12 protein-coding genes and 1 pseudogene are annotated in these 15,180 nt (G+C 59.7%); 4 read left to right on the forward strand and 9 right to left on the reverse strand.

Annotation, left to right across the window (positions count from 1 at the left end):
- Positions 1-325 precede the first annotated feature (325 nt).
- Genes mksF through mksB form a run of 3 tightly spaced genes read right to left on the reverse strand, consistent with a single transcriptional unit; the run spans position 326 to position 5,131 of the window.
- The gene (gene mksF / locus GVN17_RS29200; RefSeq protein ID WP_166598743.1) at positions 326-3,160 is read right to left on the reverse strand and encodes an Mks condensin complex protein MksF; all 2,835 of its coding nucleotides are present in this window, start codon (positions 3,158-3,160) and stop codon (positions 326-328) included.
- Complete coding sequence (gene mksE, locus GVN17_RS29205; RefSeq protein ID WP_166598744.1) at positions 3,157-3,864, reverse strand: Mks condensin complex protein MksE; 708 nt, start codon at positions 3,862-3,864, stop codon at positions 3,157-3,159. Before mksE ends, mksF begins: the two co-directional genes overlap by 4 nt.
- A complete protein-coding gene (mksB, locus tag GVN17_RS29210; RefSeq protein ID WP_166598745.1) occupies positions 3,854-5,131 on the reverse strand; it encodes an Mks condensin complex protein MksB in 1,278 nt (425 codons plus the stop codon). The genes mksE and mksB overlap by 11 nt, the downstream gene beginning before the upstream one ends.
- A gap of 144 nt (positions 5,132-5,275) precedes the next feature.
- Between mksB and GVN17_RS29215 the strand changes: the two genes are divergently transcribed.
- Positions 5,276-6,082 carry an energy transducer TonB gene (locus GVN17_RS29215; protein WP_166598751.1) on the forward strand — a complete coding sequence of 269 codons (807 nt, stop codon included), beginning with the start codon at positions 5,276-5,278 and terminating at the stop codon, positions 6,080-6,082.
- Positions 6,075-6,527: a ribosomal protein S18-alanine N-acetyltransferase gene (gene rimI / locus GVN17_RS29220; RefSeq protein ID WP_166598746.1), complete on the forward strand. Its 453-nt coding sequence runs from the start codon at positions 6,075-6,077 to the stop codon at positions 6,525-6,527. The genes GVN17_RS29215 and rimI overlap by 8 nt, the downstream gene beginning before the upstream one ends.
- A 139-nt stretch (positions 6,528-6,666) precedes the next feature.
- Here rimI and GVN17_RS29225 read toward each other — a convergent pair whose 3' ends face one another.
- A complete protein-coding gene (locus tag GVN17_RS29225; protein WP_166598747.1) occupies positions 6,667-7,080 on the reverse strand; it encodes a serine kinase/phosphatase in 414 nt (137 codons plus the stop codon).
- Positions 7,081-7,230: 150 nt separating this feature from the next.
- Here GVN17_RS29225 and can point away from each other — a divergent pair, with 150 nt between their 5' ends.
- Positions 7,231-7,872 carry a carbonate dehydratase gene (can, locus tag GVN17_RS29230; protein WP_110949859.1) on the forward strand — a complete coding sequence of 214 codons (642 nt, stop codon included), beginning with the start codon at positions 7,231-7,233 and terminating at the stop codon, positions 7,870-7,872.
- A 180-nt stretch (positions 7,873-8,052) separates the two neighbouring features.
- Here can and GVN17_RS29235 read toward each other — a convergent pair whose 3' ends face one another.
- The 5 genes and pseudogenes from GVN17_RS29235 to GVN17_RS29250 form a co-directional block, all read right to left on the reverse strand.
- Positions 8,053-9,219: a hypothetical protein gene (locus tag GVN17_RS29235; RefSeq protein WP_166598748.1), complete on the reverse strand. Its 1,167-nt coding sequence runs from the start codon at positions 9,217-9,219 to the stop codon at positions 8,053-8,055.
- 179 nt (positions 9,220-9,398) lie between these two features.
- A complete protein-coding gene (locus GVN17_RS30135) occupies positions 9,399-10,274 on the reverse strand; it encodes a methyl-accepting chemotaxis protein (protein WP_371928644.1) in 876 nt (291 codons plus the stop codon).
- Positions 10,257-11,072 (reverse strand): annotated as a pseudogene (locus tag GVN17_RS30140) (MCP four helix bundle domain-containing protein); the annotation flags it as partial. The pseudogene GVN17_RS30140 and the gene GVN17_RS30135, both read right to left, overlap by 18 nt.
- Before the next feature lie 137 nt (positions 11,073-11,209).
- Positions 11,210-11,869 (reverse strand): HD domain-containing protein, encoded by a 660-nt coding sequence (locus GVN17_RS29245; RefSeq protein WP_166598749.1) that lies wholly within the window; start codon positions 11,867-11,869, stop codon positions 11,210-11,212.
- A gap of 103 nt (positions 11,870-11,972) precedes the next feature.
- Entirely contained in the window at positions 11,973-12,437 is a 465-nt protein-coding gene (locus GVN17_RS29250; RefSeq protein WP_074759287.1) for an Lrp/AsnC family transcriptional regulator, read from the reverse strand.
- Positions 12,438-12,559: 122 nt separating this feature from the next.
- On the opposite strand from GVN17_RS29250, the gene mdeB reads away from it, so the two are divergent.
- On the forward strand, positions 12,560-15,180 hold a 2,621-nt coding region (mdeB, locus tag GVN17_RS29255), incomplete at its 3' end, for an alpha-ketoglutarate dehydrogenase (protein WP_166598750.1).

The raw sequence follows: 15,180 nt of genomic DNA on the forward strand, positions 1-15,180 counted from the left end.
TCCCCATGTGAGAGTAGGTCATCGTCAAGATTAAATTCCAGAACCCCATTTGCGAAAGCAGATGGGGTTTTGTTTTTACGCGCGGAAAAACTCAGAATTCAACCTCAATTTGCGAGAGAACGTGTAGGAGCGAATTCATTCGCGAGAGGGCCGTACAGGCGATAGAGATGCAGGGCCTGAACCTGCGTCCCGCGAATGAATTCGCTCCTACAGGGGAGGCGACCTCCGGGCAATACCTGCGGCGAGCCCTGCTGCTACGACGGGCGAAAGCCCATAAAAAAGCCCCGCATCGCTGCAGGGCTTTTTGTTATCACCTGAATAAGGGCTATTCAGCAGCAGCTTCCGCTACTTCCACAGCCTTCACCGTACTCACTTCATCGCGACGACGAATGTATTTCCAGTCGGCCTCATCGATGTAAATACCAGCAGGGCCGCTGCCGCCTTCAAGGTCGATCGCGACATGCGCGGACACTTGCGGCTTAACGCTCGCCAGAATTGGCACGAAGCCCAATTGCAGGCTGGTTTCCAGCAACGCTGCCTGGTTACGTTCGTCAATGTCTGCCGCTTCGTCGAGGTAGTAAGGCAGGCGCACACGACCGGCCAGATCGCGGTCCATCAAGTGCAGCAAGAGGTACATGTTGGTCAGCGCTTTGATGGTCATGGTCGTGCCGTTTGACGCGGCGCCATCGATGTCGGTGTGGATAACCGGCTGGCCGTTGACCTTGGTGATTTCGAACGCCAGCTCGAACAGATCTTTAAGACCCAGCTGGTTATGGTTCGCTGCCACCAGGCGCGCCAGATATTCCTTGGCTTCTTCGTTCTTGTTGTCCTGCTCGGCGCTCTGGCTCAGGTCGAAGACCGACAGCGTTTCGCCTTCTTCGTACTGACCGGCGCTGTGAATGATCTGGTCGATGTGCTTGAGCGCTTCCTTGTTAGGAGCCAGAACGATGCGGAAGCTTTCCAGGTTGGAGACTTGGCGTCGGTTGATCTCGCGGTTGAACAACGCCAGTTGATGCTCAAGGCTGTCGTAGTCACTGCGAATGTTACGCAGGGTCCGCGCAATGTCGGTGACGGCTGCACGACGTGCCTTGCCTAAAGTCAGCGCTTCATCAGTACGGTGCGCATAGGCGTTGATCAGCAGTTGCAGACGGCGCTCCATGTCGTCTTCGCTGTCGAACTTGGCCACGCCCTTCAGACGTACCTGCGCATACAAGGCTTCAATCTGACCATCGCAACGCAACAGACCTTGCCAGCTGTCCTGGTAGTCGTTGAGGAGGGGGAGCAGATTGTCCAGCGAATCGTCGACAGGCTCCATGAACGGCGTGCCGAATGGCAAGTCAGCAGGCAGCAACTGACGGCGACGCAGCGCGTCATCCAGCGTGCGCTGCTTGGATTCCAGATCGCCGATCTGACGCCCTACCAATTGCAGCTTCGCCGACAGTTGCTGAACGCGTTCGGTGAAGGCATCGCTGGAGCGCTTGAGTTCGTCCTGTGCCGCTTCCATCTGAGCCAGTTGTTCCAGCTTCTCGCCTTCTTCGGCGCTCAGGGTCTGGGTGCGACGGAAATCTTCCAGCGCTTTCTGCGCATCCAGCACCTGCTGATACAGGGCTTCAGTCTGGGTTTTGCTTGCCGCCCGGTCAGCCGCAACGGCTTGCTGGGTCTTCAGTTGCTTGAGTTCTTTTTCCAGACGCTCTTTCTGATCGCGCAACGCTGCGCGGTCAGCCAACGCCTGCAACGCGGGAGGCTCGATGTGCGACAGGTTGATCGACAGGCCGGGCACTTGGAAGTGTTCGCCTTTGAACCCATCCAGAATGGCCTCCAGCGATTTGACCCATGCATCACCGTCATCCAGCGCGATGCCTTGTTCGCCGAGCGGCAGACTAAAGAGTGAGCTGTTGAACAGGCGCATCAGGCGTTCGACGTCCGGTTGCGAGAACTCTTCTCGCAGTCGGGCGTAGCTGTTGTTGTCCGCATGATCGAGCTGCTGCTTCACCGATTTCAGACGCTTTTCCAGATCGCGCAGGCGTTCATCCAGGTCTTCAGCGCTGAACTGACGGGACTGTGCCAGCGCACCGGCCAGTTCGTCGTGGGCATCTTTGGCGGCCAGCAGTTGCTGTTCGAGAACGCGAACGTCGTCCACCAGCGCAAAGCGGTTCTTCAAAACAGCCAATTCGCCGATCCAGCGTTGCAGATCGCTGATCTCACGCTCAAGGCGCATCAGCTCCTGAGTGCCGCCGCGCTGATCGTTCTGCAAGGCGTCCTGTTCCCCCCGGTAATGCTCGGCCTGAATGACCAGCTCTTCCTTGCGTGCGTTGGAGTAGTCCTGCCATGTGCCAAGCAACGAGTCCAGCAAGGGCGACAGGCGATGCAACTTGCCACGCAGGATGTCGCGCTGTTTGACGCCGTTCGCCAGGGCTTCGACCAAAGGACCGGCAAGCACCAGCGCGTTGTAGTCCTGTTCCATGCGACGTACGTCGCGGAAGGCTTCTTCGCACGCGGCGATGTAATCCACGCTACCGGAACGCAGGCTGTGCTCGAACGCGTCGAGGAACAGTTGCTTGAGTTTGGCAGCAGTGATTTCGCGCATGTGCAACAGGTTGATGAACAACGCGCGGAATGTTTTCAGACTCTGTTCGCTGGTGGAGCGCAGCGGGATCAGCGTCAGGTCCAGCGGGATCGAGGTATGACCACCGACCAGCAAGCGACGCAGTTCGTCCGGTTTCAGCTCGTAGGCTTTGAGGCCTTGGCTTTCCAGATTGGTAAACAGCTCTTTCTGCCGCAGGCAGGTGTCGTTCTTCTGGTAGTGCGCCAAATCCAGCTTGCCCGCATAGGCGAAAAACTGGTGACCAAAGCCGCCGCCCGGACCTCGACCGACCACGCCAATGACGTGCGGGCCGTGGGGCAGGGCGACTTCGACGAGGATGTAGCTGGTGTCTGACGCGAAGTAGAAGCGGCGGGACTGGTCGAGGCTGTATTTACCGAAGGACATGTCCGACATGCGCGCCAGAATCGGGAATTGCAGTGCGTTGATCGAGGCACTCTTGCCGAGGTTGTTCGCGCCGTACACCGACAACGGGTGCTCCAGCGGGAACAGGCCCAAGCTGTAACCGGCGGTATTCAGCAGGGCGAAGCGGCGGATGCCATAGCGTTCCTGGCTCATGCGTCATGTTCCTGTTCTTCGGCGATAGCGCGAGCCAAGGCCTGCTCTTCGCTTTCTTCGGTGTCGTCAAATTCCGCCAGGTCGAGCGGGTCGTCGGTCTGTAGCAGCTTCTCGTCGCTGTCGTCGTCGATCAGCACCGGCGTTGGCAATGGCAGGTCGCTGTGCAGGCTGGCGGCCAGGTCGCGGTCCTGCTGAACCGACAGACATACATCCAGAAAACGGTGCATCGGCGGCAGGAAGCGATAGATACCCACTTCTTCGGAGGCAAAGCCGAGCTGGGTCATGCGGCGCATGATTTTCTCTTCCAGCTCTTCTTGGGTCTGCACTTCGGCTTGCAGGAACAGGTCGCGGTATTTATCCAGCAGTGAGGGCAGTTCGTCGCGGCCCAGACTGCCACCATCGAGGACCGCCACCGGGTCGCGGCCCTGATCGGCCAGGTGCTCGACGAGGATGAACGTAAACAAGGCCAGACGCTGTGCAGTCTTGTTGACCTGGGCGGCGGCCAGGTCCGGCACGAAATAGTAGAAGCCACGGGTGTCGCAGATCAGCTCGAAACCCAGCGCCTTGAATAGCGTGCGGTACTGGTCCTGAAAGTTGGACAGTTGCGCGTACAGCTCAGGGTCGCGACGGCTGACGTGGTAGCCCTTGAACAGCTCGCGAAAGATCGGCGCGAGCTGGGACAGTTCGGATAGATCAAGATGCATGGGCGGTGCCCTCGGAATTCTCTGGGGTGGCGTCTTTGCTTGAGAGCAGGGCGAAGGAGCGCAGGCTGACGCGGTGCTCCTGGGTCAAGTATTCGCGGCGTTCGAGACGCTCGCGTTTGAAGCGTTTTTCCCGTGACAGGCGCGAGAACCAATACAGCAATTCGTCAGTGGCGCCGGTCGGTTCCTGCTCCAGCAGCCAGACCATCAGGTCCGGCATCGGCAGGGCCTCTTCGCAGCGCTCGACCATTTCCTTGACGGTGCGCGGCGCCCGTGGCGGCTCGCCCTTGCGGGTGACGTTGGCCTTGGGGAAGCGTGCCGGTTTCGGCTCGAAGCGGGCGAGCGCATAAACATACGCTTCCACCTGGTTAGCGCTGCCGAGGAAAGTGCTTTGCGGACGGGTGAACATCGGCATCGCGGCCTGGGGCACCGCGTCGATGCCCTTGCGGCGAATGGCTGACAGGGCCAGCGCGGCGCCACGGGTCACGGCGTTGTGGCGACGCGCCTCTTCACGCAATGGCAGCAGCAGTTCGCGGGCATGACGCAGGGTCAGTTGCGCGCTGGTCTGCATTTCAAGAATCCGCGCGTGAGTACGCAGCAGCATGTCGTCGTCGACCAGATGGCCAAGGCGCTGCTGATCGGTGAGCATGCGTAGCAAGACGTTTTCGACCTTGCGCACGCCTTGTTCGAAGGCGCCGTCGGCGTTGACCAGCTGGATCATAGGCTCGACGTACTCATCCCAGGTCGCCAGCACTTCGGCATAGCGCTGACGCAGCGGGATCTGGCGGTCGCTGGTCTTGGCACGTTCGGCCACGGCGACCAGCGCCTGTTCATCGTTGGCGAGCTTTTTCAGCACGTCGCGCACGCGCATGTCGAGCAGGCGCAACTGGCGGGCGAGATCGTTGGCATCGCGGGCGTCGAACGCTTCCTGAATGTAACCGGCCAGTCGCTCCAGATGGCGCAGATAGGCTTCGATCTCCAGGCACAGGCCAAGGCGGTGCTCGCGGCGCAGGTACGACAGGAAATCGTGGATCTGCGCGTTCAGCTCGAAACGGTTCGGGCTTTTGGCCACGGGAACCAGAATATCGAGGCGAATCCACACGTCCAGCAGGTGGGTGATGTCCTGGGGTGTGCTTTCCAGTTGCTGGGCGGCCAGTTGCAGGCGCAGTTCGCTCAGGCTCAGGGTGCCTTGGTCGAAGTGCTCGCACAGAGGCTCAAGAAGCGCCCAGTGTTCGGCAAGGGCGCGCAGGACGCGCTTAGGTTCGATCATCGGAGGGCCGCAGGTTGGCAAATAAAAGCGGCGATTGTACTGCATCGCGGGGGTTGGTTTTCACCCTCAGTCGATCAACTGCGGCGTGAAGTCTCGAACGTCTGTAGAATCCCCGTCCTGACTTTATCCACAGGTGGCTGCCCCTTGCTCAACGAGCCTCGCCGCCGCGCTTATTTGACCGCCATGCAGGTGGTCAGTTGGCTGCCGCGCACCGATCTGCCTTTTGCTGCGCCTTCGCGTCCGGAGTTGCTCGCGCCGTTGCCGGTGTTTGAGGACGAGGTTGCGCAGGCGCTGCCATCGGTGGCCCCTGCGGTCTCCCGCAACGAGGGCCCGAACGGCGCAGCCCCTGCGGCACGCACGGTGGAGCGACCGAAGATCGAAATTCCTCGTCCTTCCTCCGCTGCCAAACCAGCCGTCAAGCCGGTGGAGGATGAGCCAGCCCCGGAAGTCGTGAAAGCGCCGGTTGTGCCGCCGCCGCGCTTCTCGTTGCAATTGCTTCGTGCGGGCAGTTGTTTGCTGTTGGTTGAGCTGGCAACGGGCGAGCCTTTCCAGAGTCGCGATCCTTCTTATCTCTTGCTCAAGGACATGCTGCGCGCCGCCGGTTTGCCTGATAGTCCGCAGATCATCGGCGAGCCTGTGCGTTGGCCGCTGCTGGTACGCGGCCAGATGGATCAAGGCCCCGAGGCGGCTCGTGATTTCGTTCAGGGTTTTCTGTATGCCCGGACAGAGGAGGAGCCTTGCACCTGTTTGTGGCTGATCGGACTGCCGGCGATACGTTTTGCCGGGGAAGTTGACGCCGAATCCTACAATCTTGAATTCCAGGTCGAAGGTCTGGGATCGGCCTGGGCGCTGCCGGGTCTGGAACTCCTGATGGACGAGCCTCAGCGCAAGGCCGATGTGTGGCGTGCCATGCGTCAATTGATGGGACGTTGGAAGAGCGTAAATGAGTGATGCCGTAACGTTTCGCCGCATGACCGAAGCCGATCTCGATGCGGTGTTGAAGATCGAATACGCGGCATTCAGCCACCCGTGGACGAGGGGCATCTTTCTGGATGGCCTCAAATCCTACGAAATCTGGTTGATGTTCGAAGGCAATCAGCAGGTGGGGCACGGGGTCATTAACGTGATCATCGATGAGGCGCATCTGCTGAACATCACGGTCAAGCCGGAAAGCCAAGGCCGGGGATTGGGGCTGTTGTTGCTGGATCAGTTGATGAAGCGCGCTTATGAGATGAATGGCCGCGAGTGCTTCCTTGAACTGCGGGCGAGCAACCAGTCGGCCTATCGGTTGTACGAGCGGTACGGATTCAACGAGGTGGGTCGGCGTCGTGATTACTACCCGGCGGTGGGTGGCCGTGAAGACGCGCTGGTCATGGCCTGCACCCTGACGGATTGATCACCCGAGGCTGAGCCTCAGACTGTAGGAGCGAATTTATTCGCGAGACATGTGTACATCCGGCACCGTTGAATCGTTTGGAATGCCGTCTCGCGAATGAATTCGCTCCTACAGGGTTTCACCTGCCTGAACAGACGCGTTAAATCTCAGGTTTACCATCCAGCGGATCGAAAATCGCCATTTCCTCTTCATCCAGCCCGCCGCCCGCGCCAATTTCGTCTTCGTCGACGATGCTCAAATCAAAGTCTGCCGGGCCGCCTTCACCCTGCTCGCGGGCCGAGCGTGAGCCGTCTTCGTCGATCAGCGTTTCCGGACTCATGTCATCGTCTGTCGGGTTGTGATCATCCGTCGACGCGCCGGTCATTCCCGCTTCCCGCACGCGCTCGTCCGGAATGTACGTTTCCAGCTCATCTGCAGGAATGGTGTCACCGATCCGTCCGCTGGGTTCGTTATTGTCATTGAAGTTAAGCTCTTCCATCGAGCCCATGCGATCTTCGTTATCGTCGATAGGTTCGGGCTGGGTAGCGCCGAAAGGGCGGCGTGGGTCGTTCATGGCAAATCCTCATTATGAGCGGTCTTAATGAGGTGGACCGGGGGGCGTTATGAAGATTCACTCAGATTCTCCATCGGTCGTGGCGAAATGGCGTGACCCCGACCGTCGAGCGCCTGTCATAGCTGGGCATCATTTCCGAGGCATCAACGTATGAACGAATTACAAGATCTGATCGATAACAACGAACGTTGGGCAGCCGCCATCAAGGAAGAAGACCCTGAGTTCTTCGCCAAGCTGGCCCGTCAGCAAACGCCGGAATACCTCTGGATCGGTTGTTCGGACGCGCGCGTCCCCGCGAATGAAATCGTCGGCATGCTGCCTGGCGATCTGTTCGTTCATCGCAACGTGGCCAACGTCGTGCTGCACACTGACCTCAATTGTCTGTCGGTGATTCAGTACGCCGTCGATGTCCTCAAGGTCAAACATATCCTCGTCACCGGCCACTACGGCTGCGGCGGCGTGCGCGCCTCGATGCAGGACCGTCAGTTCGGCCTGATCGACGGCTGGCTGCGGACCATTCGCGATCTGTATTACGAGAACCGTGAATTGCTGAGCAAGCTGCCGACCGAGGAAGAGCAGGTCGACCGCCTGTGCGAGCTGAACGTGATTCAGCAGGTGGCCAACGTCGGGCACACCAGCATTGTGCAGAACGCCTGGCATCGCGGGCAGAAGTTGTCGATCCACGGCTGCATCTACGGGATCAAGGACGGACGCTGGAAGAGCCTGAACACGACGATCAGCGGTTTTGAGCAGTTGCCGCCGCAGTATCGGTTGCGTCCGTTAGGGGAGTGACTCTTCTGATACAGCGGACCCTGGAATGCGACGAAATGCGTAAGACAGGACCGCTAAATTTGTAGGAGTGAGCTTGCTCTGGGCGGCATCCCGACGATGGCGGTGTGTCAGGCATGAATAGGTGTCGGACAAATTGCAATCGTCGGGATGCCGCCCAGAGCAAGTTCACTCCTACAGGAGTCAGGCCTGCTTTTTCAGCATCTCGGGCAACGGCTTGCGCAGCTGATCCAGCTGCCGACCCACCGACCCGGTCCGGCATTTTGCAGCCGCCTGGTCAGGCGTCAAGTTGCGAATCGAGGTGTAGAACAGCTTGCAAGTCTCGACTTTGTTGGTCACCTGCCAGTTGGTCGTGCACTGGCTCAAGAGGGCCGCTGCGTCCGAACCCGGTTTCTGCCCCATCCCCGCCTGCCAGCACGCAGCGCTCAAGTCCTGCCCCATGACTTTCAAACCCGCCGCGTCAGCCTTGGCCTCATCGCCGCCATAGTTGCTCTTGTCCGCCGCGTACCAGATGTAGCTCGGGTGGTTGGAGCCGATCACCGATACAGTCTGCCCCGTCGTCGGACTGATCGTCGCCAGGCCCAGCACCGGCACGTTGACGTTGTACTGCGCTTTCAGCCAGTTGCGTACTGGCGCACCGAACGCGACCATCGGCAGCGAGGTGCCCGCCGAACTCTGGCTGACGTCCTTGACCATGGTGGTCTGGTAGTCATTGAAATAGCTGTAGACACCTTCCAGATCGCTGCCTGCATTGGACGGCGCGGCAATTGGGGCGATGTCGATGATGGTCTGATACGCCGGGGTCTGATCCGTTGGAATACCGTTATCGGTCAGCAGTTCGGCCCAGCGGTCAGTGGTCGCCGAGCGCAGGTAATCCTGGGCTTGAGTCAGCGAATAATCGGGCGGGAAATGCAGCAGCTCGACACTTTTGCGATTTTCCAGCGCCATGCCCAGCGGCAGGAACAGGTACCAGTTGTAGGCAAATTTGCCATCCGCGTTGAGTTTGCTCGCGCCGGTGTATGCCAGATCGCCCGCATTCAACAGACTCGTCAGCGGCTTGTCATAGCCATCTGGTACGCCGGTGATCTTGGCGTGCAGCTGATCGTTGTCGTTGGTCACGCTGACGTTGGCGGTCGGGTAGCCGTCGCGCTGAACGCTTTGCGTCAGGTAATGCTCGACCGTCTGCTCCAGCGTCCAGTTACGGAAGCAAATGACGTTGCAGTTATTGGGGTAGGCGAAGAGGCGGGTGACGCGGTCCTTGCTGCCCAGGCTGACATCAACGTCTGCGTGGGCGGTCAAGCTGAGAGCGAAAGCGGTGAGTGCAACGCTCAATGCAGCGGTTTTCTTCATGCTCATGTCCTTGTTGGCGTGGGCACCCGTCTGCGCGGGTGTGTTTCAATAATGAAACATCTGGACATGACAAGAAATACATTAAGTCTGAAATCACTCATTAGCATTGCGGCTTGCTGGCATTGGCGATTTGAAAGTCGCCACCGCCAACAGGCCATGCTGCTACGGAGTCCGGAGCGTTAGAGCACGAAGCGTTGCACCATTGAGTTGAGATCGGTGGCCAGCATCGCCAGGGCATTGCTGGCCACGGTGGTCTGTTGGGCACCGGAAGCCGATTGCGTCGACAGGTCGCGAATGCTGCTCAGGTTGCGGTCCACCTCGTGGGCGACCTGTGCCTGCTGTTCAGCGGCACTGGCGATCAGCATGTTGCGGTCGCTGATGGTCGAGGTTGAGCTGATGATCACGGTCAACGCCTGACTGGTGGCTGCGGCCTGCTCCAGTGTCTGACTGGCCTGGGCGGCAGTGACGCGCAGGGTTTCAGCAGTGTCCTGAGTGCTCTTCTGAACATCGTTGATCAAGCCTTCGATTTCGGTGGTCGAAGCGCTGGTGCGTTGTGCCAGCGACCTGACCTCGTCGGCCACCACCGCGAATCCACGGCCCGCTTCGCCTGCACGCGCTGCTTCAATCGCCGCGTTGAGCGCCAGCAAGTTGGTCTGGTTAGCGATGGCGCGGATCACTTCGAGAATCTTGCTGATGCTCAGTGTGCGTTCGGCCAGACCATCAGCCTGATGAGACGAGTCGAGCACATTGTCGGTCAGCTCTCTGATTGAATCGATGGTGCCCGTCAGGCGCATGCGGCCTTCGGCGGCCGCTTCGTTCGACGCTTTCGACTCGGTCGACGTGTTGCTGGCGTTGTCAGCGACTTCCACCGCCGCCTGGCTCATCTGATTGACCGCCACCGCTGCCTGTTCGATTTCGTCGTTCTGCGCCTGCAGGTTTTTGGCGCTGGCCTCGGCAATCGCGCCCATCTCCTGCACCGACTGGCTCAACTGGCTGGCTGCCGCGTAAATCTGATCGATGGTGCCGTGCAAATTTCCGCGCATCTGGCCCAGCATTTTCAGTAGCTGCGCCGTTTCGTCCTTGCCTTCCGGGATCGGTTGCGGGCTCAGGTCACCCTCGGCAATGGTGCTGGCGATCTGCAGCGATTGGCGCAGCGGCCGGATGATGCTCACGCTCAAGCGCCACGCCAACAACAGGGTCAATACCAAAGCAATCACGATGGCGCTGACCGCGATGATGCGCGTCTGCTGGAAGCGACTGCCCGCGCCGTCTACAGCGGCGGCAGCACTTTGCTTATTCAGTTCACGCAGCAATTGCACCTGCATGTCCATCAAGTCGCCTTGCAAGCTCAATGTCGTGTTGAGCAGCATCCGTGCATCGTCGAGTTTGCGTTGTTCGATCAAGCCGATTTCGTCATGCAGGCCCGGCATGAACGCCTTGTAAGCGTCTTGCAGAGCCTTGATGGAGTCGCGTTCCGTGCTGTCAGTTGCATGGGAGAGGTAATCGCTAAAGCTCTTCTCCACCTCGTTTTTCAGCTGCTCGACGTTGATCTTGCTGTTGACCACCGCGCCCGGATCGTCCGCGTTGGCAATCAGACGTGCGCTCTCGCCGCGCAATTTGATCAGGTCGATCGCGATGGCATCCGCCATGGCCATGCTCGGCATCGCCCCACTTTCCACCGCCGCGCCCTGATCGCGAATGCTCTGCATCTGTAACAGACAGAACACGCCCAACGCCACCAGCAGCATCGCGGTGATGCCGAAACACAGCACCAGACGCTGAGCAATCCGAAAGCGTCGCAGGAACGCTGGCTTGGACGAAGGACGGAACAACCCACGCAATGACCTTTTCACAACACGAATCTCATCGACGAATACACCAGAGACCTCGTTATAGAGATGTTCCGTGATGTCTTTATGACATCCAGTCGAAATATTTCAGATTTGTTGTAGTTGTGTGGACGATTGAGGACGAAAATCTATGTGCATTTTCAGCATTCGGGCGCTCCCACCTCTTCCATAAACTCCCGCAAGAACCGCTCGGCCCGCTCGTGTCGGGTCTGTGCCATCTGTTTTCCTGTGGCCGTCTGGAAGCCTTGGGCGAGGGTGAAGAGTTTGGTTTTGAAGTGGTCAGTCGCGTACCGTTTGTCGTCCAGTTCTCGGCTTTTCGCTTGAGGGTCGGTCGGGTCGTAGAGGTGGCTGCCCATACGGCCCGAAACGTAGAACAGACGGGCGACGCCGATCATGCCGATGGCGTCGAGGCGGTCGGCGTCTTGCAGGATGCGGGCTTCGAGGGTGGTGGGCGCAATGTTCGCCGAATAGCTGTGGGCTTCGATGGCGTGTGCCACAGCGTCGATTCGTTCTTCGTCCCAGCCCATTTCCGACAGCAGCTCCCCCGCTTTCGCAGCGGCCAGGCGGGACGCGCTGGAGCGAAAGGGCGAGTTTTTCTCCACCGACACGCAATCGTGCAACAAGGTGGCCGCGATCAGGATCTCGGGATCGCCCCCTTCTTTATTGCGAATGGCGCAGACGTTGGTCCAGACGCGATGCAGATGCGAGACGTCGTGAGAGCCGTCGGCCCGTTCGGCAATAGTGTGCGGCAGCAGCTTGTCAGCCAGGTCCTGGAACGGCGCGAAGGAGAGTGCGGTCATCGATTGTCCTTGCAGGTGGAATGCTGGCGAATAGGAGCAGCATAGAAGATGGACCTGAACCCGCGTGTGAAGGTCCTCGCGTTCGCTGCACGCAGGCGGCGGGTCATGGCCGCAACGGCAGTGCAGTCTTGTAGCGCACCTGCTTGAGCGACAGGCTGGAACGGATTTTCTCGACTTCCGGCATCGGCGACAGGCGTTCGATGATGAAATGTTCGAGCGCTTGCATGTCGGCCATGACCACGCGCAGCAGGTAGTCGGCATCCCCTGTCATCAAGTAACACTCCATCACTTCTTCGCACTCGCACACGCGGCGCTCGAAATTCTGCAGGGCCTCACGGCTTTGCTCTTTCAGGCTGATGGAGATGAACACGTTCAGGCGCAGCCCCAAATGTTCAGGGGCGAGCAGGGCGACGTACTCGCGGATGCAGCCCGACGCTTCCAGCGCTTTGACCCGTGCCAGGCACGGCGATGGCGACAGGTGAACCCGTTTGGCGAGTTCGACGTTGGACAGGCTGCTGTCCCGTTGCAGTTCCCGAAGGATTTTCAGATCAATGCTGTCGAAGTTCATCGTGCTTTCGTCTGCCGTTTTTGGAGTTTTTTATGCTGCCGATCAGCGATTGTGTCGGGCAAATCGGTCATTAAATTTGTGTGCGCAAGCATAGACTTTTCCTTATTGAACCGGAGGTGTCCATGAGCCATTTCGAATCTCGCATTCCTGCATCCGCTGCCGAACGAAACCATGACGATCAGTTGGAGATGACCGAGTGGCATGACGCGCTGCTGTCGCTGGTCGAAAATGCCGGGCCCGAGCGCGCTCGCGAGATTCTCGACATGCTCACTCATTTGGCGCGTGATCCGAAGATCGGCTGGCAGCCGACGCCGGGCACCCCTTACATCAACACCATTCCTGTCGAGCAGCAGCCTGCGTTTCCGGGCGATCTGGCCGTCGAAGAGCGCTTGGCCTCGCTGATACGCTGGAATGCGCTGGCGATGGTGGTCCGCGCCAACCAGGCCTATGGCGAGTTGGGCGGGCATATCGCCAGCTATGCCAGTGCGGCGGACTTGTTCGAGGTCGGCTTCAATCACTTCTTCCGCGCTAGCACGGGTAACGACGGCGGCGATCTGGTGTTCTACCAGCCGCATTCGGCGCCGGGCATTTATGCGCGGGCGTTTCTCGAAGGACGATTGAGCGAAAACGATCTGGCTCACTACCGTCAGGAAATCGGAGGAGCCAAGGCCAATGCGCGTGGGCTTTCAAGTTATCCACACCCTTGGTTGATGTCGGACTTCTGGCAATTTCCCACAGGCTCAATGGGCATTGGCCCGATCAGTTCGATCTATCAGGCGCGGTTCATGCGCTATCTGGCGCATCGCGGCTTGCAGGACACCTCGACGCGCCACGTCTGGGGCGTATTCGGTGACGGCGAAATGGACGAGCCGGAGAGCATGTCGGCGCTGACGCTGGCCGCCCGCGAACGGCTCGACAATTTGACGTGGGTAGTCAACTGCAACTTGCAGCGCCTCGATGGCCCGGTGCGAGGAAACGGGCGAATCATCGACGAACTGGAGGCACTGTTCAGCGGGGCGGGCTGGAATGTCATCAAGCTGGTCTGGGGCTCGGATTGGGACGCGTTGTTTGCGCGGGATCACGACGGGTCTCTGGTGCGTGCGCTGTCGCAGACCGTCGATGGCCAGTTCCAGACCTTCGCGGCAAAAGATGGGCATTACAACCGCGAACACTTTTTCGGTCAGAGCGACGCACTCAGCAAACTGGCGGAAGGTTTGAGTGACGAACAGATCGACCAGCTCAAACGCGGCGGTCATGACTGGGTGAAAATCTTCGCTGCCTATCAGGCTGCGACGCTGCACAAAGGCCGACCCACGGTGATCCTCGCGCAGACCAAGAAGGGCTTCGGCATGGGCGAGGCGGGTCAAGGCAAGATGACCACGCACCAGCAGAAGAAACTGGATCGTGAGGCGTTGATCAATTTCCGCGACCGTTTTCATCTGCCACTGACCGACGATGAAGCCGCCGATTTGAGCTTCCTCAAACCCGACGCAAACAGCGCTGAGATGCGCTACCTGCACCAGCGCCGGCAGGCGTTGGGCGGCTCGATGCCAAGTCGCAGCAACGTCGCGCAAGATGTTGCAGTGCCTGATCGCGAACAGTACGCCAGCTTCGCGACTCAAGCCGCTGGCAAGGAGATGTCGACGACCATGGCATTCGTGCGCATGCTCGGCAATCTCCTGAAAGACAAACAGCTCGGCCCACGCGTCGTGCCCATCGTGGCCGACGAAGCGCGCACGTTCGGCATGGCCAATCTGTTCAAGCAAATCGGGATTTACTCCAGCGTGGGCCAGCGCTATGAGCCGGAAGACATCGGCTCGATCCTCAGTTATCGGGAGGCCACCAACGGGCAGATTCTGGAGGAGGGCATCAGCGAGGCGGGGGCGATCAGTTCGTGGGTCGCGGCGGCAACCAGCTATTCCGCCCACGGCCTGCGCATGCTGCCGTTTTACATCTATTACTCGATGTTCGGGTTCCAGCGGGTCGGCGACCTGATCTGGGCCGCCGCCGATCAGCGTGCTCGCGGTTTTCTGCTGGGGGCTACGGCAGGCCGCACGACGCTGGGCGGCGAAGGGCTGCAGCACCAGGACGGCTCCAGTCATTTGATGGCGTCGACCGTGCCGAACTGCCGCGCCTACGATCCGGCGTTCGCGGGGGAGTTTGCGGTGATTCTGGACCACGGCATGCGCCAGATGCTGGAGCGCGATGTGGACGAGTTTTATTACGTCACGCTGATGAACGAAAACTACGCACAGCCGACGTTGCCCGAGGGTGTCGAGGCGTCGATTATTCGCGGCCTGTATCGGTTTGACGAGCGCTCGGCGGAGGGCGCTGTCGGCAAGGTGCGGCTGTTGGGTTCAGGCACGTTGTTACGTGAGGCGATTGCAGCGGCCGATCTGCTGGCGCAGGACTGGCAGATCGAAAGTGAGGTCTGGAGCGTCACCAGCTACACCGAGCTGGCGCGGGAATCGCGTGAGGTGGAGCGCTGGAATCGGCTGCATCCCCGGGATGTTCCACGTGTCAGCCATCTTGACGAATGCCTGCCAACCGGCGCGCCGGTGGTGGCGGTTTCCGACTACGTACGAGCGGTGCCGCAGTTGATCGGGTCTTACGTGATGAGCGATTACACAGTGCTGGGCACGGACGGCTTTGGCCGCAGTGACACCCGTGCGAGGCTGCGCAGCTTCTTCGAAGTGGATCGTTACCATATTGTGCTGGCGGCGGTGACGGCGTTGGTGGGGGA

Source organism: Pseudomonas sp. SLFW (genome assembly GCF_009905615.1).
In the GTDB taxonomy this organism is placed as follows: domain Bacteria; phylum Pseudomonadota; class Gammaproteobacteria; order Pseudomonadales; family Pseudomonadaceae; genus Aquipseudomonas; species Aquipseudomonas bambusae.

Excerpts from the sequence above, each read along its gene's own strand:
- can (WP_110949859.1), top strand. The coding sequence starts at position 7,231 with ATGAACGAATTACAAGATCTGATCGATAACAACGAACGTTGGGCAGCC.
- GVN17_RS29235 (WP_166598748.1), bottom strand. The coding sequence starts at position 9,219 with ATGAAGAAAACCGCTGCATTGAGCGTTGCACTCACCGCTTTCGCTCTC.
- GVN17_RS30135 (WP_371928644.1), bottom strand. The coding sequence starts at position 10,274 with ATGCTGGGCCAGATGCGCGGAAATTTGCACGGCACCATCGATCAGATT.
- GVN17_RS29225 (WP_166598747.1), bottom strand. The coding sequence starts at position 7,080 with ATGAACGACCCACGCCGCCCTTTCGGCGCTACCCAGCCCGAACCTATC.
- GVN17_RS29245 (WP_166598749.1), bottom strand. The coding sequence starts at position 11,869 with ATGACCGCACTCTCCTTCGCGCCGTTCCAGGACCTGGCTGACAAGCTG.
- mksB (WP_166598745.1), bottom strand. The coding sequence starts at position 5,131 with ATGATCGAACCTAAGCGCGTCCTGCGCGCCCTTGCCGAACACTGGGCG.
- rimI (WP_166598746.1), top strand. The coding sequence starts at position 6,075 with ATGAGTGATGCCGTAACGTTTCGCCGCATGACCGAAGCCGATCTCGAT.
- mksE (WP_166598744.1), bottom strand. The coding sequence starts at position 3,864 with ATGCATCTTGATCTATCCGAACTGTCCCAGCTCGCGCCGATCTTTCGC.
- GVN17_RS29250 (WP_074759287.1), bottom strand. The coding sequence starts at position 12,437 with ATGAACTTCGACAGCATTGATCTGAAAATCCTTCGGGAACTGCAACGG.
- mksF (WP_166598743.1), bottom strand. The coding sequence starts at position 3,160 with ATGAGCCAGGAACGCTATGGCATCCGCCGCTTCGCCCTGCTGAATACC.